Here is a 20,524-nt window from a genome sequence, read left to right on the forward strand (position 1 = left end):
GATGGCCGATAAGTTTCAGAGCATCAAGGGCTTCTACGATATCCTGCCCGACCAGACCGCCCTGTGGCAAAAGCTGGAAGATACCGCCCGGCGCGTGCTGGGGCAGTATGGTTATCGCAATATCCGCTTGCCCATCGTCGAGTTCACCGGCCTGTTCGTGCGCAGTGTCGGAGAGCATACCGATATCGTCGAAAAGGAAATGTACGCCTGGACCGACGCGCTCAACGGCGATCGGCTGGCCTTGCGCCCCGAAGGCACGGCCGGCTGTGCGCGCGCGGTGGTGGAACATAGCCTCACCTACAATGGCCCGCAGCGCCTCTGGTACATGGGACCGATGTTCCGCCATGAAAACGTGCAGAAAGGCCGGCAGCGCCAGTTCCACCAGGTTGGCGCGGAAGCGTTCGGCTACACCGGCCCGGATGTGGATGCGGAGCAGATCGTCATGCTGGCTCGCCTCTGGCGCGAGCTGGGCATCAGCGACGTGGAACTGCAGATCAATACGATAGGTGACGCCGCCGAACGCGCCGCCTACCGGCAGACCCTGATCGCCTATTTCGAACAGCATGCCGAGTTGCTGGACGAGGACGCCCGCCGCCGTTTGCATGCCAATCCCTTGCGCGTCCTGGACAGCAAGAATCCGCGCATGCAGGAAATGATCGAAGCCGCACCCAAGCTGTTCGACGTGCTGGGCGAGGAAAGCCGCCTGCACTATGAAGGCCTCTGCCGCGCGCTCGACGATGCAGGCGTTGCCTATCGGCTCAACACCCGATTGGTGCGCGGGCTGGATTACTACAACCGTACCGTGTTCGAGTGGGTGACCACCAAGCTGGGCGCCCAGGGCACCATTGCCGCCGGCGGCCGCTACGACAGCCTGGTGGAGACGCTGGGTGGCAAGCCCACGCCTGCTTGTGGTTTTGGTATCGGTTTGGAACGTGTCTTCCTGCTGATGCAGGAATACGGCGTGGTGGCCCAGGATGCACCGGATATCTATCTGGTCAATGCCGGCGAAGGCGCGCAGCGCCTGGCGCCGCGCCTGGCCGAGCAGTTGCGCGATGCCGGCTTCCGCGTGGCCGTGCATGGCGGCGGCGGCAGTTTCAAGTCGCAGATGAAGAAAGCCGATGGTTCCGGCGCCCGCTATGCGCTGATCGTCGGCGACGAGGAAGTGGCGAGCGGTAGCGCGGTGATCAAGCCATTGCGCGAGGGCGGCGAGCAACGTAGCGTCGCCCAGTCCGAACTGTCGGCAGCGCTGGCAGCCTGACGCCATGGAACCGACCCGCAAGCTCAAAGTCTCCATCAGGTTGTTTGGCCTGAATGTGCTGGGCGCCGTCATGGCCGCCGTGGGGCTGGTCGGCGTGCAGGGGCAGGGGGCGGTTTTGCACCCTGTGCTGGCCATGCCGGCCTTGGGGTGGGGTTTATTGCTTGCCGGCTTTGGGCTGATGGCCTGGTTTATGGTCGATGTATTCAAACGTATCCGTGCCCAGCAGTCGGCGCGGCATCAACAAGAAACTTGTCAACTGGAATAACGAAGATGGCCGCTTTTGATTTGCAGGAACAAGAACAGATCGCCGAACTGAAAGCCTGGTGGGCACAGTGGGGCAAGCTTGTCATGGCGGTGATTGCCGCCATCGTGATCGGCTATCTCGGCAGCATGGGCTGGAAGCTCTGGCAGAAATCGCAGGCGGGCGGCGCCGCCGATGCCTATGCAGCGGTGGAGAAGGCCTTCGACGCCAAGGACCCGCTCAAGACCCGCGCCGCCGCCGATGCCATGGCCGCCGATTACGCCAGCCATGCCCTGAGCGCCCGCGCCATGCTGCTGGCCGCCAAGGCCGCCCACGACGGCAAGGATCTGGCCAAGGCCAGGACAGCTCTGGAGTGGGTGGCGGGCAATGCCAAGGAGGAGGCGATCATCGATATCGCCCGCCTGCGCCTGTCCGCCGTACTGCTGGATCAGAAACAATACGATGCCGCCCTCAAGGCGGTTGACGCACCCCAGGCCGAAGGCTTCGCGGCCTTGTTCGCCGAAGCGCGCGGCGACGCCCTGACCCTGAAGGGCGACGCACCCGCCGCGAAGCTGGCCTACCAGGCGGCATTGGCCAAGCTGGGCAAGGAAGCGCCTAGCCGTACGCTGATCGAGACCAAGCTGTCGGCGCTGGGGGTTTGATGAAAAAACTAATCGTCATTAGCCTTGCAAGCTTGCTGGCGGCCTGTGCCGGTACCGACAACAGCCCGCAGCCGACGCCGCTGGCCGATTTGAAGAACAGCCTCAATGTCGATACGGTCTGGCATACGTCCTATTCCAACGGCAAGCTTTACCGTTTCGCGCCGGATTCGACCGGCGACGCCGTCTATATGGCCGGCACCGATGGCTTTGCAGGTTTTTCCCTGACCGACGGCCGCAAGCTGGGCGAAGTACGCAGCGAGAAAGTGCTTACCGGCGGTATAGGCGCGGCGAACGGATTGGTCGTCGCTGGTACCCTGAAAGGGGAAGTGTTCGGCTGGGAACCCGGCGGCAAACTGAAATGGCAGGCGCGTGTCTCCAGCGAGATGGTGTCGCCGCCGGTGGTGGCCGAGGGGACCGTGGTCGTCCGCACCGTGGACGGACGCGTTTGGGGCCTGGATGCCAAGGACGGCAAGGAGCGCTGGCAGTTTCAGCGCAGCCAGCCCTCCCTGATCCTGCGCAATTATGCGCCGGTCACCATTGCCGACGGCGCGGTATACGTGGGTCTGCCGGCCGGTCGCCTGGCTTCGCTGTCGCTGGCCGATGGACGGGTGTTGTGGGAGTCGCTGGTGGCGCAGCCCAAGGGGACGACCGAGCTGGAGCGCATCAGCGATGTGACCTCCGCGCCGATCGTGGACCGGGGTTCGGTTTGCGCGGTGGCATTCCAGGGCAAAGTCGCCTGCTTCGCCGTGAGCAACGGTTCCTTGCTATGGGCGCGCGATATCTCCAGCTATGTCGGCTTGGCAATGGATAGCGACAAGGTCTACGTCAGCGATGAGATCGGCAATATCCAGGCGTTCGAGCGTTCCGGCGGACGCAGCCTGTGGAAGCAAGCCGCCCTGTACGGCCGCCGTATCAGCGCACCCACCGTGTTTGCCGGCCAAATAGCGGTCGGCGACTACGAAGGTTATCTCCATTTCCTGAACACAACCGAGGGCACCATCGTTGCCCGCCAGCCTACCGACAAAAGTCGTGTTCTGGTCGCGCCCCGCCTTGTTGGCGGCAAGCTGATCGTGCAGACCGAGAGCGGTGGCCTTTATGCTTTTGCAGTGAAGTAATCAAGGAACACAATGAAACCCACCATCGCCTTGGTTGGCCGCCCCAATGTCGGCAAATCCACGCTGTTCAACCGGCTCACCAAAAGCCGCGACGCGCTGGTTGCCGATATGCCGGGCCTGACACGTGACCGTCACTACGGCCATGGCAAGATAGGCAACAAGCCTTACCTCTGTGTCGATACCGGCGGCTTCGAGCCGGTCGCGGACGATGGCATCATGCATGAAATGGCTCGCCAGACCTTGCAGGCCATCGACGAGGCCGATGCCGTCATTTTCCTGGTGGACGCCCGGGTCGGCATGACGCCGCAGGACAAGCTGATCGCCAACCGGCTACGGCAATTGGACCGGCCGGTCCGCCTGGCCGTGAACAAGGCAGAGGGCATGGCGCCCAATGTCGTCACCGCCGAATTCTACGAGTTGGCGCTGGGCGAGCCATGGCCGATCTCTTCCGCCCACGGCGAAGGGGTGCGGGGACTGATCGACAGTATCCTGGCCGGCTTCGACGTCGAAGTGGACGAGGCCGAGGTCAAGCACCCCAAGTTCGCCATCATCGGCCGGCCGAATGTAGGAAAATCCACCCTGGTCAACGCCATCCTGGGCGAGGAGCGGGTGATTGCCTTCGACCAGCCGGGCACCACCCGCGATTCGATCTATATCGATTTCGAACGCGGCGACCAGAAATACACCATTATCGATACCGCCGGCGTGCGTAAGAGCGGCAAGGTCAACGAAGCCATCGAGAAATTCTCGGTGGTGAAAACCATGAAGGCGATCGAAGACGCCAACGTGGTCGTGCTGGTACTCGATGCCCGCCAGGATGTGGCGGAGCAGGATGCCCATATCGCCGGATTCGCATTGGAAGCCGGGCGGGCCATGGTGGTGGCGGTGAACAAGTGGGAAGGCCTGGATCTATATACGCGCGACCAGGTGAAGCGCGATATCGGCCGCAAGCTCAGCTTCCTCGATTTTGCCCGTTTCCACCATATTTCCGCGTTGGAAGGGCAGGGTGTCGGTGATCTGTTCGCCAGCATCAATGCCGCCTACGCCGCCGCCATGGCAAAACTGCCGACGCCGCGCCTGACGCGCGCGCTGCAGCTGGCCACCGAAAAGCAGCAGCCGCCGCGTGTCGGCCTGATGCGGCCAAAGATGAAATATGCCCACCAGGGCGGCATGAATCCGCCGGTGGTGGTGGTGCACGGTACTTCGCTGGACGGCGTGCCGGCCAGTTATTGGCGTTACCTGGAACATTCCTTCCTGAAGATGTTCAAACTGCAGGGAACGCCGCTGCGGGTCCAGTTCAAGAAGGCGGACAACCCATTCGATATGAAGCCGGGCGAATTCAAGCCTGACCGGATTGGCGCCATGCGGGGCGAGAAAAAGCCCGTGAAGGTGGCACGCCATGGTTCCCAAGGGCCCAACCCGCCAAAAGCAGGTAAACCCAAACGACCGACGATCAAGAAGGGCTGAGGGCTACGGCCCGGTCCGTGCCAAGGTTTGTGCTTGTCGGAAAAGCTGCTACAAGTGACTACTGGCACACCAGATCGCAGCTGCAGGATTTAGACGGATTCCGTCACTTTTTCAATTACAGAGTGGAGAACTACAAATGAGCGCAAAAGGGCAAATGCTACAAGACCCGTTTTTGAATATCCTGCGCAAGGAACATGTTCCAGTTTCGATTTATCTGGTCAACGGCATCAAGCTGCAAGGTCAGATCGAATCCTTCGATCAGTACGTCGTGCTGCTGCGTAACACGGTGACGCAAATGGTTTACAAGCATGCCATCTCCACCGTGGTGCCCGCGCGCCCAGTGACGATTCCATACGACAAGGACCAGCCAGCCACACCGGCTGCCGACGCCTGATTTTCCGTAGCGGTATCGAGGGCGGGGCGCTTTGGTGCCCCGTTCGTGTTGGCATACGATTGAAGACTTTCCGGCGCCTGGCGCCAACCTCTCATCTAGAAGAAAGCCTGCGTGTTTGAACGCCACCAAGGCGGCGATAAGGCCGTCCTCGTTTGTCTGGATTTCGGCGGTCCCGATTATCTGGAGAACATAGAAGAATTCAAGCTGTTGGCTGAAAGCAACGGCTATCAGGTCATGGCCATCATCCAGGGCAAGCGCCAGCGGCCCGATCCCAAGCTGTTCGCCGGTTCCGGCAAGGTGGAAGAAGTCGCGGCCAGCGTCGCCGCATTCGAGGCGGACACCGTGTTGTTCAACCATGCCTTGTCCGGCGCGCAGGAGCGCAACCTGGAAAAGGCCTTGGAATGCCGCGTGTCCGACCGGGTCCGGGTGATCCTGGATATTTTCGGGCAGCGCGCCCGTTCCAACGAGGGCAAACTGCAGGTCGAACTGGCTCAGCTGCAATATATGTCCACCCGGCTGGTACGCGGTTGGACCCACCTGGAGCGGCAGCGCGGCGCCACGGGTACGCGCGGCGGTCCCGGCGAAACCCAGCTGGAGATGGACCGGCGCATGCTCAACGAACGGGTGAGCAAGCTCAAGGTCAAGCTGAAAGAGCTACAGCGGCACCGGGATACCCAGCGGCGCGCGCGTGAGCGCAGCAAACAGTTTTCCGTTTCGCTGGTAGGCTATACCAATGCCGGTAAATCGACCTTGTTCAACGCGCTGACGCACGAACGCACCTACGCGGCGGACCAGCTGTTCGCCACGCTGGATACCACCAGTCGCAAGCTATTTCTTGACCCGCAGCACTCTATCGTCTTGTCTGATACGGTCGGTTTTATCCGCGACCTGCCGCATGGCCTGGTCGAGGCGTTTCGCGCCACCCTGGAAGAAACCATCCGCGCCGATCTGCTGCTGCATGTGGTCGATGGCGCCAGCGAGACGCGCGAAGCACAGATCGAAGCAGTCAATATCGTGCTGAAGGAAATCGCCGCCGACGCGATCCCGCAGATCGTGATTTGGAACAAGATCGATCTCAAGGGTGGCGAACCCGCTGTCGAGCGGGACGAGTATGGTAGGATTCGCGCCGTCCGTATTAGCGCGAAAAACGGCCTGGGCCTGGATTTATTACGACAGGTGCTGGTCGAATCAATGCCCGACTATTCAACGACGGAATAAAGCCAATATGTCGCAAGACCCGCAGTGGGGCCGCCGAGGCAAGGACGGTCCGCCCGATCTGGACGAAATCATTCGCCAGTTCACCAATAAGCTCAAACAGTTCTTCGGTGGCAAGCCCGGCCGCCCGGCCGATGCTGGCCCGAACCCCCCGCATGACGGCCGCGCCATGGCTGGCGGCATTGGCGCCGTGCTGGGTGTGGTGGCGGTACTGTGGGCAGCCAGCGGCTTCTATGTTGTCGATGCGCGCGAAGAAGCCGTGGTGCTGCGCTTTGGCCGCTATGTGCAGACGACCGATCCGGGTCTGCATTGGCATATGCCGTGGCCGATCGAGCAGCGCGAGATCGTCAAGATGTCCGAGGTGCGTTCCGTGGAAGTAGGCTTCCAGGGCAGCACCAAGAACCGCCTGCCCGATGAATCGCTGATGCTGACGCAGGACCAGAACATCATCGATATGCAGCTGGAAGTCCAATACGACATCAAGGACGCCAAGGCCTTTGTCTTTAACAATGTTGCCGATGGCGACGCCCGCGACATCGTCAAGCAGGCTGCCGAAACCTCCATCCGCGAAATCGTCGGCCGCAACAAGGTCGATTTTGTGCTGAACGAAGGACGTGGCCAGGTTGCCGCCGATGCGACGCGCTTGATTCAAAACTTGCTCGATAGCTATGGCGCCGGTATTCGCATCAGCCGTATCAATATCAATGACGTACAGCCGCCGGAAGAAGTGCAGGCCGCGTTCGCCGATGCCGTGAAGGCCGGCCAGGACAAGGTCAAGCAGACCAACGACGGTACCGCCTATTCCAACGATGTGGTGCCCAAGGCGCGCGGTAACGCGGCCCGGCTGTTGCAGGAGGCGGAAGGCTACAAGCGTCGGGTGATTGCCGAAGCCGAGGGTAATGCCTCGCGTTTCAGCCAGGTGGTCGCCGAGTACAGCAAGGCGCCGCAAGTGACACGGGATCGCATGTACCTCGACACCATGCAGGAAATCATGAGCAACAGTTCCAAGGTATTGGTCGATCAGAAGGCCGGTAGCGGCAACCTGCTTTACCTGCCCCTGGATAAGCTGATGCAATTGTCCGGCCCTGGCCCCGCCACGGCCGAAATACCCGCCGGCGGCGAAACCCCCGCTGTCCGCCTGAAGTCCGAAGCCGCCAATCGCGGCGATAGGGAGGGGCGTTGATATGAACCGTCTTGTTTCCGCCGTTGTGATCGTCTTGCTGGGCTTGCTGGTGCTCAGCATGAGCGTGTTTACCGTTGACCAGCGTCAATCGGCCATGGTGTTCCAGCTGGGTGAAGTGGTGCGCGTGGTGAAGGAGCCGGGGATCAAGTTCAAGGTGCCTTTGCTGCAATCGGTGCGTTACTTCGATCGCCGCATCCTCACCATGGATGCCGAAAGCCCGGAGCGCTTCAACACCATCGAAAAGAAAAACGTCCTGGTCGATAGCTATGTGAAGTGGCAAGTCATCGACGTCGAGCAGTATTACAAGAGCGTGGGCGGCAACGAACGTACCGCTTCCGCCCGTCTGCGCAAGACCGTCAACGATGTACTGCGGGCCGAATTCGGCAAGCAGACGGTGCAGGATGTGATCTCCGGCAAGCGCGACGAAGTGATGGAGATCGTGGGTCAGGTCGCCGACGCCGATGCGCGCAAGATTGGTGTGCATATTGTCGATGTGCGGCTGAAGCGGGTCGATTTTCCCGACGATATCAGCAACGCCGTGTATGAGCGGATGATCTCGGAACGCAAGACCGTGGCCAGCCAATTGCGCTCGGAAGGTTCGGCCGAAGCGGAAAAGATCCGTGCGGATGCCGATCGCCAGCGTGAAATCATCATCGCCGATGCTTTCAACAAGGCTCAGCAGCTCAAGGGTGAAGGCGACGGTAAAGCGGCCAGTATCTATGGTGCGGCCTATGGCCAGAATCCCGAGTTCTATGCTTTCTATCGCAGCCTGGAAGCTTACAAGAAGACCTTCAAGTCGAAGTCGGACGTGATGGTGCTGGAACCCAGCTCGGCATTTTTCAAGTACATGAAGGACCCACGAGCGAAGTGATCGGCTTGTGAGATAATGCGTTGCCTGCATAGGCCCTCGCGCTCCTTGCCGAGGGCCTCTTGCTGTGACCGACACCTCTTAGTGGCGTAAAGCCTCGCCGAAATCGGCCGACCTGGCATAGCGGATAACCGTTATGCCAGGTCGGCTGCTGAACGGAACATGATTGCTGGCACGCTTCGCGTCCCGGCCTGCACCTATGCGTAACTGGATACTGCCCGAAAATATCGCCGACCTGCTGCCGCCAGAAGCGCGCCGCGTGGAGACCTTGCGTCGTGCGTCGCTCGACCTGATCGCCAGCTTCGGCTACGAACTGGTTCAGCCGCCGTTGATCGAGTATGTCGATTCGCTGCTGACCCGGCAGGATAACGCGCTGGACCTCAAGACCTTCAAGCTGACCGACCAGCTCAGTGGCCGGCAGTTGGGACTGCGCGCCGATATCACGCCGCAAGTAGCGCGCATCGACGCGCACCTGCTCAACCGCCAAGGCGTGGCACGGCTGTGTTACGCCGGCGCGGTGGTACACACCCAGCCCGACGGCGTGATGGCTGCGCGTGAACCCTTGCAGCTGGGCGCGGAAATCTACGGCTATGCCGGCGTGGCCGCCGACGTGGAAATCGTCGAGCTGATGCGCGAATGCCTGAAACTGGCCGATATCGGCCATGTGCACCTGGACATCGGCCATATCGGCTTGTTCCTGGCGCTGGCCGATGCGGCGGGATTGAGCGGCGACACGCGCGAAGCGGTATTCAGCGCTATCCAGCAAAAGGATGTGCCCACGCTCAGCGGCCTGGTTGCCGACCTGCCCACCGAACTACGCACCGGTTTGATCGCGCTGCCTAGCCTGTATGGCGATCAAAGCGTGCTGGAACGCGCGGCCGCCGCCTTGCCCAAGCTGGGTGGTATCGTCACCGCCTTGGCGCAACTGGAACAATTGACCGAAGCATTGGCCGCCCGTGGCATCCAGCCGAATTTCGATCTGGCCGAACTGCGTTCCGGTTATTACCATACCGGCCTGGTATTCGCCGCCTATGCCGAGGGCTGGGCCAATGCCGTGGCCAGGGGCGGGCGCTATGACCACGTGGGCGAGCAATTTGGACGTTCGCGCCACGCCACCGGCTTCAGCCTGGACCTGAAAGAACTGGCCTGGCGCTTGCCGGCCGCGCCGGCGCGGCCCGCCATTCTGGCGCCCAATGTTTTCGATGCGCGCCTGGCCGACACTATCCGTGCGCTGCGCCTGGCCGGCGAGACCGTGGTGGTCCGCCTGGGCGAGATTGTCGATGTCGAAGAGCTTCATGCCGACCGCGAGCTGCTGCTATCGGAAGGCGCGTGGCGCGTTCAAGCGCTATCGTAGGCACGGAAGGTCTATCCTGTTTCTATCCCGTCGCGGCAACGCGGCGATCAAGCAATCTGAGTAATAAAGGGAATATCCATGAGCCGTAACGTCGTGGTGATCGGCACCCAGTGGGGTGACGAAGGCAAGGGCAAGATCGTTGATTGGTTGACCGATCATGCCGATGCCGTGGTGCGTTTTCAGGGCGGCCACAATGCCGGCCATACGCTGGTGATCGGCGGCAAGAAGACGGTTCTACGTCTGATTCCGTCCGGCATCCTGCACGCCGGCAAGGCCTGCTTTATCGGTAACGGCGTGGTGATCTCGCCGGAAGCGCTGCTGAAGGAAATCGACGAGCTGGAAACCGCCGGCATCGATGTCGCCAGCCGTTTGAAGATCTCGGAAGCCTGTCCCCTGATCCTGCCTTACCACGTCGCCATCGACCAGGCGCGCGAAGCGGCCAAGGGCGATAAGAAGATCGGCACCACCGGCCGTGGCGTGGGCCCCGCCTACGAAGACAAGGTCGCGCGCCGCGCCATCCGCATCCAGGACCTGTTCTTCCCGGACCGCCTGGCCGCCAAGCTGGGCGAAAACCTGGCCTACTACAACTTCCTGCTCAAGGAATACTTCAAGGTCGAGCCGGTCGATTTCCAGTCCACCCTGGAAAACACCCTGCGTCTGGCCGAGCGCATCAAGCCCATGGTGGCCGATGTGTCGCGTACCTTGCATGACCTGGACAAGGCCGGCAAGCCGTTGCTGTTCGAAGGCGCCCAGGGCACCCTGCTCGATATCGACCACGGGACTTATCCCTACGTCACCTCCAGCAACTGCGTGGCCGGTGCTGCCGCCCCTGGCGCCGGTGTGGCACCACAGATGCTGCATTATGTACTGGGTATCGTGAAGGCTTATACCACCCGAGTCGGTTCCGGTCCGTTCCCCACCGAGCTGTTCGACGATGTCGGTAGCGGCCTGGCCCAGCGCGGCAACGAATTCGGTTCGGTCACCGGCCGCCCGCGCCGTTGCGGCTGGTTCGACGCGGCTGCACTGAAGCGCTCGATCCAGATCAATGGCGTGTCCGGTCTGTGCGTCACCAAAATGGACGTGATGGACGGCATCGACACCATCAAGCTGTGTACCGGTTACCGTATCAACGGCGAAGTGGCCGATATCCTGCCGGTAGGCGCGGAAGAACTGTCGGGCTGCTCGCCGATTTATGAAGAGCTGCCTGGCTGGAGCGAATCGACCTTCGGTGTGAAGCGTTACGAGGACCTGCCGCTCAACGCCCGCAAATACTTGCAGCGCATCAGCGAAGTGACCGGCGCACCGATCGATATCATCTCGACCGGACCGGATCGCGAAGAAACCATCGTGCTGCGGCATCCGTTCCAGCACTAAGCCTGTCAACGCCCGGTCCTGCCGGGCGTTTTCGTATGAGAAAGCCGTATGACCGTACTGTCCGTCAATATCAACAAGATTGCCGTGCTGCGTAATTCCCGCGGCGACACATTGCCCAGCGTGGCGCAAGCCGCCACGACCTGCCTGGGAGCCGGTTGCGGCGGCATTACCGTACATCCGCGCCCCGATCTGCGCCATATCCGGCCGGACGATGTGCGCACGCTGGCCAAGCTGCTGCGCGGCGGCGCCGCCGAGTTCAATATCGAAGGCAATCCTTTCGCGCCGGCACGCGATAGCTACCCGGGCCTGCTGGAACTGTGCGCCGAAGCCGGCGCCCAGCAAGCCACCCTGGTGCCGGATGCCGACGGCCAGATCACCTCGGACCATGGCTTCGATCTGCTGAAGGACGCCCAGCGGCTCAAGCCCTTGATACGCGAACTCAAAGCCGCCGGTTGTCGGGTCAGCCTGTTCATGGATGCCGATTCCGCGCATATCGAGCATGCCGCCGAGATCGGCGCCGACCGCATCGAAATCTACACCGGGCCATTCGCCCATGCTTTCGAAGCGGGAGATTGCGGGCGCGAACTGGATCTATGTGCCAAGGCGGCCGAACGCGCCCAGGCCGTGGGCTTGGCGGTCAATGCCGGGCATGACCTGAACCAGGCCAATCTGGGCGTGTTCCTCCGCACCGTGCCCAATGTGGCGGAAGTATCGATTGGCCATGCCTTGATCGGCGAGGCGATTTATGACGGTTTGGCGCCGACGGTGCGCAAATACCTGGCAGTGATAGCGGCCGCGCGGGGCTAAGCAAGGGCCATTAACCGTAGTTAAATTCAGGTACGGCGGAAACAGGCGGCTGCGCGGCCTGGAAAGGGTATGTTAAACTATGGTTGTTTGTTAATAACAATCATGGTTTATTTAACCTTTTGAGGTGGAAAGTAAGATATGCAGTCTACAAACCACGTGATGGCCGTTTTGATCAGCACTATCGCAGGCATGGCCCAGGCGGCGACACTGGGTCAAGTCATCGATAGCTTCCCGCAGCCGCAATGCGCCAATGTCTTGCCGATGGTGCTAACCATGGGGGATACGCCTACATCGCCAAGCTTCGTGTGGGGGCAGCAATGGACGGGTACAGGTGCGCCGGCATTTCGGACGCTGAACGCCGGTTCAAATACGGCCTATACCCCTGGCCTGGATGCCACGAGCAATCAGCCCGTTGAAATTCGTCCTCAGCTGCAAAATGGCGGTGACGTGATCAACGGCGGTATCGGCCTGAACGGCTACATCGATGGCCAGTTCGTGAACAACATTACGATGCTCGCGCCTACCCAGCGCCATTACCTGAGCGCAAGACTGTGGGAAATGAATCCCGCCGCGCCCTGGAGCGTAAAAACCTATATGCAATTCAACGGCACGCTGGGATTCGAGACCGTATCCGATGCGGAACCGCCACTGCGGGATCGCAAGGTTAAAGAGCTGCAATATTTCCCGCAATTCAATGGCTATCCAGGTGCATACCAGGAAACGGTATTTTCCGGCTTCCTTGCCAAGGGGACTTATTTCCTGACGACCGATTTTTATACCATCGGACATTGGTTCAGCACGGTTAAGGGAAAAAGCTACTGTGGTAAGGGATTCCGCAACCGAATCTACTCGGGCCACGCAGTCAACCCGGTAAACATCCGTTAATCGTGCTGCCATTGCGGCCATCTCTGTTAAAAGACCCTGGATCGTCGCACGGGTCTTTGCCAGAATGAAGGCAATCGCATAGGGTTAGCACCATGATCAGCTTCCGCATCCAGTCCCTCGACGCATCCACCCTGGCTGGACTTTGCCGGCCTGGTTGAACGCCATAATGGCGTCTGGGGCGGTTGCTGGTGCATGGGTTTTCATCCGGAAGGCGTGGGCCGCGGTAAGACCGCGGCACAGAACCGGTCCGAAAAGACCTGCCGAGTCCGTGAAGGACGCGCCCATGCCGCCCTGGTATACGACGGCACAACCTTGGCAGGCTGGTGCCAATTCGGTCCCCCGGAGGAGCTTCCCCGCATCAAGCATCAGCGCGCTTATCGCGCGGGCTGTACCCAGCTGCCTGATTGGCGGATCACCTGTTTTTTCGTGGACAAAGCCTATCGCGGTAAGGGTGTTGCAAGTGCGGCGCTCCAAGGTGCCTTGCAGGAAATCGCTCGTCTCGGCGGCGGGGTGGTGGAAAGCTACCCGGAAGATGTGGCAGGCAGGGCGGTTTCCTCATCTTTCCTTCATAACGGCACCGTGTCGATGTTCGAGCAACAAGGCTTCACGAAAACTCTCCGCCTGGGAAAAAATCATTGGGTGGTTTCTCGGCGCCTGCGCTTGGACGGCGAACTGGAAATGGGTATTTAAAATCTTATTATTAGATTCCACCATCGCTCGGTGGAATGTCTTGCCGCATGGCCCGGAATCCGGCTCCAACAGCGTCAGCTGTCCACATCCCTTGTGGACAAGCAGAGGTATAAGTCAGGAATAAGTCAGCTAAAGCCTTGGCAGAACGCTGATTGTCCGTTGCTGCCTGTTTTTTAAGCATGGTGCGCCAAGGGTAGGCTGTACAGCGAAGACTTGCGATATAATTCGCGCCATTTTGTCTCGTCCTCGGTAAGGCAACGACCGAGGCAGCGAGTGCAATCTGTTAAATTCGACGGGATCCCGCTGACGTAAATAAGCGGGCAATCCTTGCTGGATCTGATCATTATTCAGTAGTGACGCCTTGGTGGAATGCCTTGCAGAAGGCATTGGAATCGTATATTCCAAGGTGGAGATAAAAAGGGAAATCAGGAATGGATGAAAAGATGGTTAAGGACTTTGACACCGAGCCTGGCGCGTCGGGCAAGGCGATTGAAAATGCAGAGGCCGACTTGAATTGGCAGCTTCCTACTGCCTACAAGCAGTTGCTGGAAAAAACCAATGGCGGGAAGGGGACTGTTGGTGAAAACTACGTGGTTCTCTGGTCGGCCGAAGAATTGGCTGAAATCAATCGTGAATATCAAGTCCAAGCGCATGCGCCAGGCTTGGTGTTGTTTGGCTCCGATGGAGAAGGGCAAGGATTTGCCTTCGATACCAGGCAAGCCCCTTATCCGGTCGTCCAAGTTCCATTAATCGGAATGGATTTGCAAAACGCGCGCGTGGTGGCGCCGGAATTTGCTGGTTTTATAGGTTCCTTGCGTTAAGGGCATGTCCTGGCGCTTGGCGCCAAGCCGAGCAGCAGTACAAGGATCTGTGCGGCGGATATTCCCAAGCGCGCTCCACGCCGCTATAATCGCCGACTTCTGCCTGATTGCATCAGCAATCAGACGCAGTGTGCCGATGTAGCTCAGTTGGTAGAGCAGCGCATTCGTAATGCGAAGGTCGGGGGTTCAATTCCTCTCATCGGCACCAATAGAATCAAGTACTTAGGCCACCCTGCACGGTGGCCTTTTCTCATCCTCTGGCAGAATCTCGTCGTAAACGGGTGTCCAACCCCGCTGCGTACTGTGCAAGATGCTGTGGTGCCAGGTGCGCATAGCGTCGCACCATCTTTCCATCTTTCCATCCAAAAAACTCCTGCACTGCAAAAAGTGGGGTGCCGTCCTGCACCAGCCAGGTAGCTACCGCATGCCGTAGGTCGTGCCAGCGAAACGCCACAATCCCTGCCCGCTCTAATGCGTTCCGCCATGCCTTCGTGTTCGCTTGCTTGATCGGCTTGCCTCGGTAGGTGAACACATGGGTCGGGTGATTTCCAATGCACTGTCGGACAATATCAACTGCGGAATCGTTCAGCGGGACACCGTGATCGTCACCGTTCTTGAAGTCATCGCCGTCGATATAAGCCACCCGCCTGTCCAAGTCGATACGCCCCCAGGTCAGACCCAGCACGTTCCCTTGTCGCAGACCTGTTGCCAGTGCAAAAATCACCATCCGCTGCTGATGCTCTGGCAACTCATCCACTAGTGCCAACGCCTGCTCCTTTGTTAGCGAACGTATTCGACGCTTTGGTTCCGGCAACATGGTGAAATTTGGTGCCTTATCTATCCACTCCCACGCGCGCTCGGCTCTGCGTAACAGCGCCCGCAGTACGGCGAGGTACTTATTCTTTCGAGCGTTGCTCACGTCCAGTTGATGCACAATTTCCAAAGCCATTCCGCCCCGGATTTCATGTAACGGCATGCTCAAATGCTCTCGCCAGAACCGCAATATCGTCTTGTCATCGACGATGTCCCTCTTGTTCTTCTTCTCATTCAACCAGCGCAACGCCCCCTCTTCAAACGAGCGCTCTGGCTTTTCGTCCAAATACTGGACCCGCCAGAGTTCGGCCTTCAGGCTGTCGTGATACTCCTTCGCTGCTTGTTTATCTTCGGTCCCAGTAGAGCGTCTAATTCGCTTGCCACTTGGCGAGACGATATCAACGTGCCAGCAGGCGCTATCTTGGTGCTTAAAAATCGGCATTTTTCTTCCTTCATTGCCGACGCTTGCCGCGCGCCGGTAGTGTAATCGCCACGGATGTACGCAGCCAAGTCGTCGCCGAGAAAGACATAACGCCGGCCAACACGCCTGCCTGGAGCGGTGCCTTGTTTGGTACGGCGCCGAAGCGTTTCCGGGTGAAGATGCAGCAATGCTGCCGCCTGTTTCAGATCGAAGGTTTCCATCCTCGAAACCCCGGCTACTGCCGCCGAAACCAGCCGCAGGGTCTCCGAATAGCATTGCGCCAGCGCTGCGGCCTGCTCAAGCGTATTGGTCTGCATCTGCACCCTTCCCTACCTTACGAAGGCTGTACCGGTCGGGTAGACCGCGACAGGATTCAACGACGACCGCTCCCTCTGCTGCCATAGCCAGCAGTTCTACGGAAACGGCCTTTATGTCGAGGCTCAGGCAATGCGCCAAGTCGTTGGCAGTCACGCTGCTGCCAATCTGCAATGCGGCAACTAAAAGTGCCCTGGTATTCGTTCTGTTCAATGCTTTCTCCGTATTCATTGGCTACGTCGTTAAACCGTCACCATTTGGCGGAGCGCATCGGCAGCCACGACTGCTACCGGCGCCATGTCCGCGTTGGCAATGCGGCGTAGTGCGGCGATAGCGATTGCGGTATCGCGCTGAAGGGCTTTCAGGTGCATTTCGGCGATATCCGCCCGTACTGCCAGATTGGCGTTGTGGTACTGCAATTCGATCAGGGCGTCGTCGTCGGCGTGACCGCCGGACAGCGTGCTGGCGTCTAAATACATGGGGTAGCTTCCTGTATGAGTATCCCGACACCGGCGCTCTGTCTCGTCCGGGCAGGAAAAAGCCCCCAGCTTTTCGGGCTGTGGGGGCTTGGTGAAGGGAGATGACCAATCCGCCTACGCCGTAGTCCTTTTCAGGCTAATCGGCGAATTACGGACGGATTTCGGTCTTTGAGAGGGCGTCAGAATGGGATGTCATCTTCAAAATCATCAAAGCCACCGCCGCTAGCCGGACCGGCCTGGGGAGCATTGCTCTTGCCCACCGACAGCTTTTTGAGCGCCTTGTCCTTGAGCGAGGCCTTCATTCGATCAAGCATCTCGGCCTTGGGTGCCCGGCGCAGAATCTCGGAGGCCAGCATGCGGGTATCCGGGTTGAAGACGCTGTACAGATCTATCCGGTTGGCGACCTTAATTTCTTGCGCTTGATCAAGGTATTCCTCGGGCGCTAGTTGCAGCAGCAGGCCGATGCGCTTGCCGGCCAGGTCGGGATAGGTTTCCACATCCTTCGGCACCTTGGCGCCGGCCTTGTGATCGTATAGCTCGATTGTCTGCCGCGTGGCCTGGATGCCACGTAGGGATAGGCACGTCATGATGGCGTGCAGCACATTATTGCCTGTGAGCATTTCGCCACTGGCCTTGGCCGTCCACAGCGTAATGCGCGCCTCTTGCTTATCGGTATCCTCGAAATGCAGTTCGATACCTTCGGTACCGGTGCGGCTGGATTTGACCGCAATGGCGTATTTAAAGGCGCCGATATACTCGCCCGTGGTTTGGATGCGGCTGGATTTCGCATCGGCCTTTTCGGCGGCCTTGGTGTCGAGATTATAAGAACGGGTCATGCAGATTCCTTATTGGAGTATTAGGCAGCGGGTGCATGCGTGGTCGAAATGCCGTAGTAGTCGCATAGGCAGGTATCCACAGCAGCCAGGTCGTTGTCGATCAGTTGGTCGGGGAACATGTCGGGCGGCGCCTTGACCGTGTCGCTACCGTTGTTGATCGTGCTGAACTGGAACCGGCGATCCGTCACCACGGTGCGCAGCACGATGGTGAACAAGCCTTCCAGGGTGATTTTGTCGTCCAGCAGCTTGCCGATGGTCTTCATCTTCACCCGGCCGTATTCGTCGTTTTGGGTATGGGCCAGGATGTAGACCCGCACGTCGTCGGGCAGGTTGTTGGCGACGGTGAGGATGTCCCAGGCATGCCGGCCGATCTCGGTGTACTTGTCGAACCCCCTCTCGTTGGATCGCCGCATAAACTCGTTCGCCAGCACATACTGGAAGTCGTCCAACACGATGATTTTGCGGCTGGTCTTCTGCATCAGGTTGATGATGCGAGCGCTGAAGTCGCTGACGAAGATATTGCCGGGTTGTTTCTTCTCTCTGTCCATGCGCGCCCAGCCCGTCGCTCGGAATGGCAAGGGCTTGCGCACGGCCTGGATCAACAGCGTTTGTGCGGAATCGAGGTTGCGCAGGCTATAGGTCTTACCCGTCCCGGATTCGCCCAGGACGATGGTGGCAATACTCATGGGCTTTCCTTATCGAATGTCGAGACGGGAGCCACGCACCAGGCGGGCGCCGGAGACTTCTTCGCCGGCATTGAGGGCCGCGGCGATGAGCTTCTTATCGGGCTGGGCCGGTGGGGGATCGGGTTGGCGCATAAACTTCGCCGGGATCTGGCTGGCGGTGTCGATCACCACGCTCTGTGGGTTGTCTCGAATGGCCATCTTGAAGTACGGGCTTTCGATCACCTTGATCTGCGTGGCCTGCATTGCGCCCTTGAGATAGTCGCGCAGGTTTTCAGCCCGGCTTTCCATCGCGCGGCGGCGCTCCGCCATTTGCTTCTCGGCACCCTTGATGGCTTCGACATTGGCTTCGAGGTTGCGGATGAACATGGCGACATTGGTCGCTTTATGCTCCAGGGCGCCGGCCAATCCTTCGAGGGTGTCAGCGACCATGTCTTGCGGTAGGTCTAAATCGGCCAGCTTTTCGGCGGTCAGACGGTATTCCTTGGCGAGTACGTATAAAGCGGTCATGCATCTCCTTTTAGAAAGTCACGGTTCAAGCCAGCCGACCAGGGCGGATAGGCCGACCCAGCTGACCAGCCATAGACAGGCCCAGGCAGCGATTTGCCAGGCTTGCGGTGTGGGCTCGACAGGGGAGGTTTCCAGCGCTGGCCGGCTGGTAGAGGGTGGGATCATTGAGGGGCTTTCTGGCGGGCTAGGTAGCCCGCGATGATGTCGGCGCTGCCGCAGTGGGCACAGTCGAGAAAACCGCACCCCTGGGCATCGCCTGTGTTGTGACAAACCGTGCAACAGTGGTACCAACATAGTTCAGCCCGGACATTCATGCAGCCATTCGCCAGCAGTCGCTGTCCTCGCGCTGGCCCAGCACCTGTTCGATTTCGAGGATCTGTTCCTCGTTCAGCAGCGGCAGGATGTTGACGTCGCCCGCCATGGCACGCGTAGTGATGTATTCCTCAGCGCAGCCGGGATAAAAGGCACTGCGTGCTTCTGGTGGTGCGTAGTCGTAGGTAACTTCCAGTTCGACGCCCCGGTAGAGGACAAAGCGGGTAAATGACAGCAAGCAGGGACTCCAAAAAAATCGCCGCGCACTGCAAACGCAGCGAGCGGCGAAAAACGCCTGCGTTACCAGGCGTCCGAGGCGAAGGGGGTGAGGGGCAAGCCCTCAAGTCCGGGAACTGGTCAGTGCTACTGCCACAAAGGCTTCCGACCAGACTGGCAGCCCAATTCCCGGACTTGAAGGCACCCGACTTTCCGGGTGGTCAGCAGCTTAAGCACATTCGCGGCTGCGTCGCGTTGCTCCCGCCTAACGGCGCCCCATGTGCCATGGTGGAGGGACTTCCATGAAACAAGCCAACCGACCAATCTTCAAAAGTTCTATCGGCTCGCTTGTGCGCTTATCGTGTGAAGCGCGGCACCCTCAGCCTTACGGTGGCTGGGCGACGCGTCCGGTGATCTCGCGCCACCGGCTGGCGCTTTCCGCGTGTCCGCTACCTCATCTGCGCGAAGGGCTTTATGCCCATCTGCCAGCCAGTCCGCTCTTGCGCTTCCGGCTGTGCATCGCATCGGTTTTGGACCGTGGCGTTGTTTCCTGCTGAGTTGTGTAAAGAGCTGTACGGTTGATGTGCCGTGGTGTGAACAAGACTGTACGTTAATGAGAACTACGCAGTCAATAAAAATGTACGCACTGGAGTTAGAAATTGTGAACTTCTGGAAGGAGGAGGAGATGTTGCGGGAGGACTGCGGGAGGACTGCGGGAGGACTGCGGGAGGACTGCGGGAGGACTGCGGGAGAAGACTGGGAGAAGACAGCTACGATGGGGTAAATATGCGAGGCCATTTACAGATGGCCCCCGGAGAATTCGTCAAAGAGCCTGTTGTGCCCCGGATGTTGGACACTGCCCGTCAAGCTCAATTACATGTCGTTTTGTACCTGTACGGCTCTACCTATGACCGATAGAGCGTCTGCATTCTCTTGCTTTATCACCCAATCCGGATGTCGGACTTTATCTGGATTGTCGGAGCTGGCTCGAATTGCCCCATCCGGCTCGACGAATAGCCGTTTGAAGTAGAACGCGCCTTGGTAATCGACGGCGTAGACATAGCCGCTTCGTGGTTTGACATCATCAGTATTGACGGTGACCGTGGCCCCGTCTTTTACCTCGGGGGACATGCTGTCGCCGTCCGCAAGGATAGTGGCTAGTTTGCTCGGCTCGAAACCCTTCCGATTGCACCAACTACGACTATATCGGAGTGTTTCGCTTGTATCTATTTCCCATTGAAGCCGGTTGGTACCGGCATGTAACGTCAAGGTCAATCTCCCTACTTCTACTTCATCATCATCTAATGGGTCACCTTCGTCGTACACACGGGTGGGACGTAGCTCAGTGACGATGTTCCCTGGGCCCGGAGGTGATATGCGCTCTTCTCCAGATGCCAGCCACAGCGGATCTACCCCCAAGTACGCCGCCGCGCGAGCGCCATACATTGCAGACAGGTTTTTGGATCGGCCACTGAACCATTGGTTTACCGTCGACCGAGGCACGCCGAGATGGCGTGCGAGGTCGGCCTGAGTAACGCCAGCTTGTTCAATGGCGTAGAGCAATCGTTCGGAGAGAGTACGCATATTCGTATTATTACGCATCTT

At 59.4% G+C, this 20,524-nt stretch carries 25 protein-coding genes and 1 tRNA gene; 17 read left to right on the forward strand and 9 right to left on the reverse strand.

The genetic code is table 11. From position 1 onward, the window contains the following. Position 1: 1 nt before the first annotated feature. The 16 genes from hisS (at position 2) to FNU76_RS18685 (ending at position 14,542) form a co-directional block, all read left to right on the forward strand. Positions 2 to 1,258 (forward strand): histidine--tRNA ligase, encoded by a 1,257-nt coding sequence (gene hisS / locus FNU76_RS18610; RefSeq protein ID WP_144279583.1) that lies wholly within the window; start codon positions 2 to 4, stop codon positions 1,256 to 1,258. A 4-nt stretch (positions 1,259 to 1,262) separates the two neighbouring features. Next, positions 1,263 to 1,523, forward strand: coding sequence for a hypothetical protein (locus FNU76_RS18615; RefSeq protein ID WP_144279584.1), 261 nt, complete (start codon positions 1,263 to 1,265; stop codon positions 1,521 to 1,523). A 5-nt stretch (positions 1,524 to 1,528) separates the two neighbouring features. After that, complete coding sequence (locus tag FNU76_RS18620) at positions 1,529 to 2,161, forward strand: YfgM family protein (protein WP_144279585.1); 633 nt, start codon at positions 1,529 to 1,531, stop codon at positions 2,159 to 2,161. Beyond that, positions 2,161 to 3,276 (forward strand): outer membrane protein assembly factor BamB, encoded by a 1,116-nt coding sequence (bamB, locus tag FNU76_RS18625; protein ID WP_144279586.1) that lies wholly within the window; start codon positions 2,161 to 2,163, stop codon positions 3,274 to 3,276. The genes FNU76_RS18620 and bamB overlap by 1 nt, the downstream gene beginning before the upstream one ends. Positions 3,277 to 3,288: 12 nt before the next feature. Continuing rightward, complete coding sequence (gene der, locus FNU76_RS18630; RefSeq protein WP_144279587.1) at positions 3,289 to 4,743, forward strand: ribosome biogenesis GTPase Der; 1,455 nt, start codon at positions 3,289 to 3,291, stop codon at positions 4,741 to 4,743. A gap of 136 nt (positions 4,744 to 4,879) precedes the next feature. Continuing rightward, positions 4,880 to 5,137: an RNA chaperone Hfq gene (hfq, locus tag FNU76_RS18635; protein WP_144279588.1), complete on the forward strand. Its 258-nt coding sequence runs from the start codon at positions 4,880 to 4,882 to the stop codon at positions 5,135 to 5,137. A 111-nt stretch (positions 5,138 to 5,248) separates the two neighbouring features. Beyond that, the gene (gene hflX, locus FNU76_RS18640) at positions 5,249 to 6,355 is read left to right on the forward strand and encodes a GTPase HflX (RefSeq protein ID WP_144279589.1); all 1,107 of its coding nucleotides are present in this window, start codon (positions 5,249 to 5,251) and stop codon (positions 6,353 to 6,355) included. A gap of 7 nt (positions 6,356 to 6,362) precedes the next feature. Beyond that, positions 6,363 to 7,535 carry an FtsH protease activity modulator HflK gene (gene hflK / locus FNU76_RS18645; RefSeq protein ID WP_144279590.1) on the forward strand — a complete coding sequence of 391 codons (1,173 nt, stop codon included), beginning with the start codon at positions 6,363 to 6,365 and terminating at the stop codon, positions 7,533 to 7,535. 1 nt (position 7,536) lies between these two features. Continuing rightward, positions 7,537 to 8,406: a protease modulator HflC gene (gene hflC, locus FNU76_RS18650; RefSeq protein ID WP_144279591.1), complete on the forward strand. Its 870-nt coding sequence runs from the start codon at positions 7,537 to 7,539 to the stop codon at positions 8,404 to 8,406. Positions 8,407 to 8,602: 196 nt separating this feature from the next. Continuing rightward, positions 8,603 to 9,757: an ATP phosphoribosyltransferase regulatory subunit gene (locus FNU76_RS18655; protein WP_144279592.1), complete on the forward strand. Its 1,155-nt coding sequence runs from the start codon at positions 8,603 to 8,605 to the stop codon at positions 9,755 to 9,757. 78 nt (positions 9,758 to 9,835) lie between these two features. After that, positions 9,836 to 11,131 carry an adenylosuccinate synthase gene (locus FNU76_RS18660; RefSeq protein ID WP_144279593.1) on the forward strand — a complete coding sequence of 432 codons (1,296 nt, stop codon included), beginning with the start codon at positions 9,836 to 9,838 and terminating at the stop codon, positions 11,129 to 11,131. 48 nt (positions 11,132 to 11,179) lie between these two features. Beyond that, positions 11,180 to 11,938 (forward strand): pyridoxine 5'-phosphate synthase, encoded by a 759-nt coding sequence (locus tag FNU76_RS18665; RefSeq protein WP_144279594.1) that lies wholly within the window; start codon positions 11,180 to 11,182, stop codon positions 11,936 to 11,938. 138 nt (positions 11,939 to 12,076) lie between these two features. Further along, complete coding sequence (locus FNU76_RS18670; RefSeq protein WP_144279595.1) at positions 12,077 to 12,823, forward strand: hypothetical protein; 747 nt, start codon at positions 12,077 to 12,079, stop codon at positions 12,821 to 12,823. A 192-nt stretch (positions 12,824 to 13,015) separates the two neighbouring features. Beyond that, positions 13,016 to 13,513 (forward strand): GNAT family N-acetyltransferase, encoded by a 498-nt coding sequence (locus FNU76_RS18675; protein ID WP_179958185.1) that lies wholly within the window; start codon positions 13,016 to 13,018, stop codon positions 13,511 to 13,513. Positions 13,514 to 13,944: 431 nt separating this feature from the next. Beyond that, positions 13,945 to 14,334, forward strand: coding sequence for an SMI1/KNR4 family protein (locus tag FNU76_RS18680; RefSeq protein WP_144279596.1), 390 nt, complete (start codon positions 13,945 to 13,947; stop codon positions 14,332 to 14,334). Between the two features lie 132 nt (positions 14,335 to 14,466). Next, positions 14,467 to 14,542, forward strand: a tRNA-Thr gene (locus FNU76_RS18685). A gap of 42 nt (positions 14,543 to 14,584) precedes the next feature. On the opposite strand, the gene FNU76_RS18690 is transcribed toward FNU76_RS18685, so the two are convergent. The 8 genes from FNU76_RS18690 to FNU76_RS18720 all read right to left on the reverse strand — a co-directional run bounded on the left by FNU76_RS18690 (position 14,585) and on the right by FNU76_RS18720 (position 18,941). Further along, positions 14,585 to 15,544, reverse strand: coding sequence for a tyrosine-type recombinase/integrase (locus tag FNU76_RS18690; RefSeq protein WP_505638040.1), 960 nt, complete (start codon positions 15,542 to 15,544; stop codon positions 14,585 to 14,587). Then, the gene (locus tag FNU76_RS18695; protein WP_144279598.1) at positions 15,460 to 15,885 is read right to left on the reverse strand and encodes a helix-turn-helix domain-containing protein; all 426 of its coding nucleotides are present in this window, start codon (positions 15,883 to 15,885) and stop codon (positions 15,460 to 15,462) included. Before FNU76_RS18695 ends, FNU76_RS18690 begins: the two co-directional genes overlap by 85 nt. A 240-nt stretch (positions 15,886 to 16,125) precedes the next feature. Then, positions 16,126 to 16,362 (reverse strand): hypothetical protein, encoded by a 237-nt coding sequence (locus tag FNU76_RS18700; RefSeq protein ID WP_144279599.1) that lies wholly within the window; start codon positions 16,360 to 16,362, stop codon positions 16,126 to 16,128. Between the two features lie 179 nt (positions 16,363 to 16,541). After that, positions 16,542 to 17,198 carry a hypothetical protein gene (locus FNU76_RS18705; protein ID WP_144279600.1) on the reverse strand — a complete coding sequence of 219 codons (657 nt, stop codon included), beginning with the start codon at positions 17,196 to 17,198 and terminating at the stop codon, positions 16,542 to 16,544. Positions 17,199 to 17,218: 20 nt separating this feature from the next. Continuing rightward, positions 17,219 to 17,884, reverse strand: coding sequence for a DEAD/DEAH box helicase family protein (locus tag FNU76_RS18710; protein WP_144279601.1), 666 nt, complete (start codon positions 17,882 to 17,884; stop codon positions 17,219 to 17,221). Between the two features lie 9 nt (positions 17,885 to 17,893). Then, on the reverse strand, positions 17,894 to 18,391 hold the full coding sequence (locus tag FNU76_RS18715; RefSeq protein WP_144279602.1) for a siphovirus Gp157 family protein: 498 nt from the start codon (positions 18,389 to 18,391) through the stop codon (positions 17,894 to 17,896). Positions 18,392 to 18,409: 18 nt separating this feature from the next. Next, the gene (locus tag FNU76_RS24175) at positions 18,410 to 18,556 is read right to left on the reverse strand and encodes a hypothetical protein (protein ID WP_179958187.1); all 147 of its coding nucleotides are present in this window, start codon (positions 18,554 to 18,556) and stop codon (positions 18,410 to 18,412) included. Between the two features lie 145 nt (positions 18,557 to 18,701). Next, positions 18,702 to 18,941, reverse strand: coding sequence for a hypothetical protein (locus FNU76_RS18720; protein ID WP_144279603.1), 240 nt, complete (start codon positions 18,939 to 18,941; stop codon positions 18,702 to 18,704). A 280-nt stretch (positions 18,942 to 19,221) separates the two neighbouring features. On the opposite strand from FNU76_RS18720, the gene FNU76_RS18725 reads away from it, so the two are divergent. Continuing rightward, complete coding sequence (locus FNU76_RS18725; protein WP_144279604.1) at positions 19,222 to 19,476, forward strand: hypothetical protein; 255 nt, start codon at positions 19,222 to 19,224, stop codon at positions 19,474 to 19,476. 316 nt (positions 19,477 to 19,792) lie between these two features. Here the strand turns inward: FNU76_RS18725 and FNU76_RS18730 are convergent, their stop codons facing one another. After that, positions 19,793 to 20,521, reverse strand: a complete 729-nt coding sequence (locus FNU76_RS18730; RefSeq protein ID WP_144279605.1) for a LexA family transcriptional regulator — start codon at positions 20,519 to 20,521, stop codon at positions 19,793 to 19,795. Positions 20,522 to 20,524 lie beyond the last annotated feature (3 nt).

Source organism: Chitinimonas arctica, assembly GCF_007431345.1.
Lineage (GTDB): Bacteria > Pseudomonadota > Gammaproteobacteria > Burkholderiales > Chitinimonadaceae > Chitinimonas > Chitinimonas arctica.

Bases quoted from the DNA above. Each gene is read 5' to 3' on its own strand.
- FNU76_RS18710 (WP_144279601.1), bottom strand. From the start codon at position 17,884: ATGAGTATTGCCACCATCGTCCTGGGCGAATCCGGGACGGGTAAGACC.
- FNU76_RS18680 (WP_144279596.1), top strand. From the start codon at position 13,945: ATGGATGAAAAGATGGTTAAGGACTTTGACACCGAGCCTGGCGCGTCG.
- FNU76_RS18715 (WP_144279602.1), bottom strand. From the start codon at position 18,391: ATGACCGCTTTATACGTACTCGCCAAGGAATACCGTCTGACCGCCGAA.
- hisS (WP_144279583.1), top strand. From the start codon at position 2: ATGGCCGATAAGTTTCAGAGCATCAAGGGCTTCTACGATATCCTGCCC.
- FNU76_RS18675 (WP_179958185.1), top strand. From the start codon at position 13,016: ATGGGTTTTCATCCGGAAGGCGTGGGCCGCGGTAAGACCGCGGCACAG.
- FNU76_RS18730 (WP_144279605.1), bottom strand. From the start codon at position 20,521: ATGCGTAATAATACGAATATGCGTACTCTCTCCGAACGATTGCTCTAC.
- FNU76_RS18665 (WP_144279594.1), top strand. From the start codon at position 11,180: ATGACCGTACTGTCCGTCAATATCAACAAGATTGCCGTGCTGCGTAAT.
- FNU76_RS18700 (WP_144279599.1), bottom strand. From the start codon at position 16,362: ATGTATTTAGACGCCAGCACGCTGTCCGGCGGTCACGCCGACGACGAC.
- FNU76_RS18670 (WP_144279595.1), top strand. From the start codon at position 12,077: ATGCAGTCTACAAACCACGTGATGGCCGTTTTGATCAGCACTATCGCA.
- FNU76_RS18615 (WP_144279584.1), top strand. From the start codon at position 1,263: ATGGAACCGACCCGCAAGCTCAAAGTCTCCATCAGGTTGTTTGGCCTG.
- FNU76_RS18660 (WP_144279593.1), top strand. From the start codon at position 9,836: ATGAGCCGTAACGTCGTGGTGATCGGCACCCAGTGGGGTGACGAAGGC.
- FNU76_RS18725 (WP_144279604.1), top strand. From the start codon at position 19,222: ATGAAACAAGCCAACCGACCAATCTTCAAAAGTTCTATCGGCTCGCTT.
- FNU76_RS18695 (WP_144279598.1), bottom strand. From the start codon at position 15,885: ATGCAGACCAATACGCTTGAGCAGGCCGCAGCGCTGGCGCAATGCTAT.
- FNU76_RS18620 (WP_144279585.1), top strand. From the start codon at position 1,529: ATGGCCGCTTTTGATTTGCAGGAACAAGAACAGATCGCCGAACTGAAA.
- FNU76_RS18705 (WP_144279600.1), bottom strand. From the start codon at position 17,198: ATGACCCGTTCTTATAATCTCGACACCAAGGCCGCCGAAAAGGCCGAT.
- FNU76_RS24175 (WP_179958187.1), bottom strand. From the start codon at position 18,556: ATGATCCCACCCTCTACCAGCCGGCCAGCGCTGGAAACCTCCCCTGTC.
- bamB (WP_144279586.1), top strand. From the start codon at position 2,161: ATGAAAAAACTAATCGTCATTAGCCTTGCAAGCTTGCTGGCGGCCTGT.
- hfq (WP_144279588.1), top strand. From the start codon at position 4,880: ATGAGCGCAAAAGGGCAAATGCTACAAGACCCGTTTTTGAATATCCTG.
- hflC (WP_144279591.1), top strand. From the start codon at position 7,537: ATGAACCGTCTTGTTTCCGCCGTTGTGATCGTCTTGCTGGGCTTGCTG.
- hflK (WP_144279590.1), top strand. From the start codon at position 6,363: ATGTCGCAAGACCCGCAGTGGGGCCGCCGAGGCAAGGACGGTCCGCCC.
- FNU76_RS18655 (WP_144279592.1), top strand. From the start codon at position 8,603: ATGCGTAACTGGATACTGCCCGAAAATATCGCCGACCTGCTGCCGCCA.
- der (WP_144279587.1), top strand. From the start codon at position 3,289: ATGAAACCCACCATCGCCTTGGTTGGCCGCCCCAATGTCGGCAAATCC.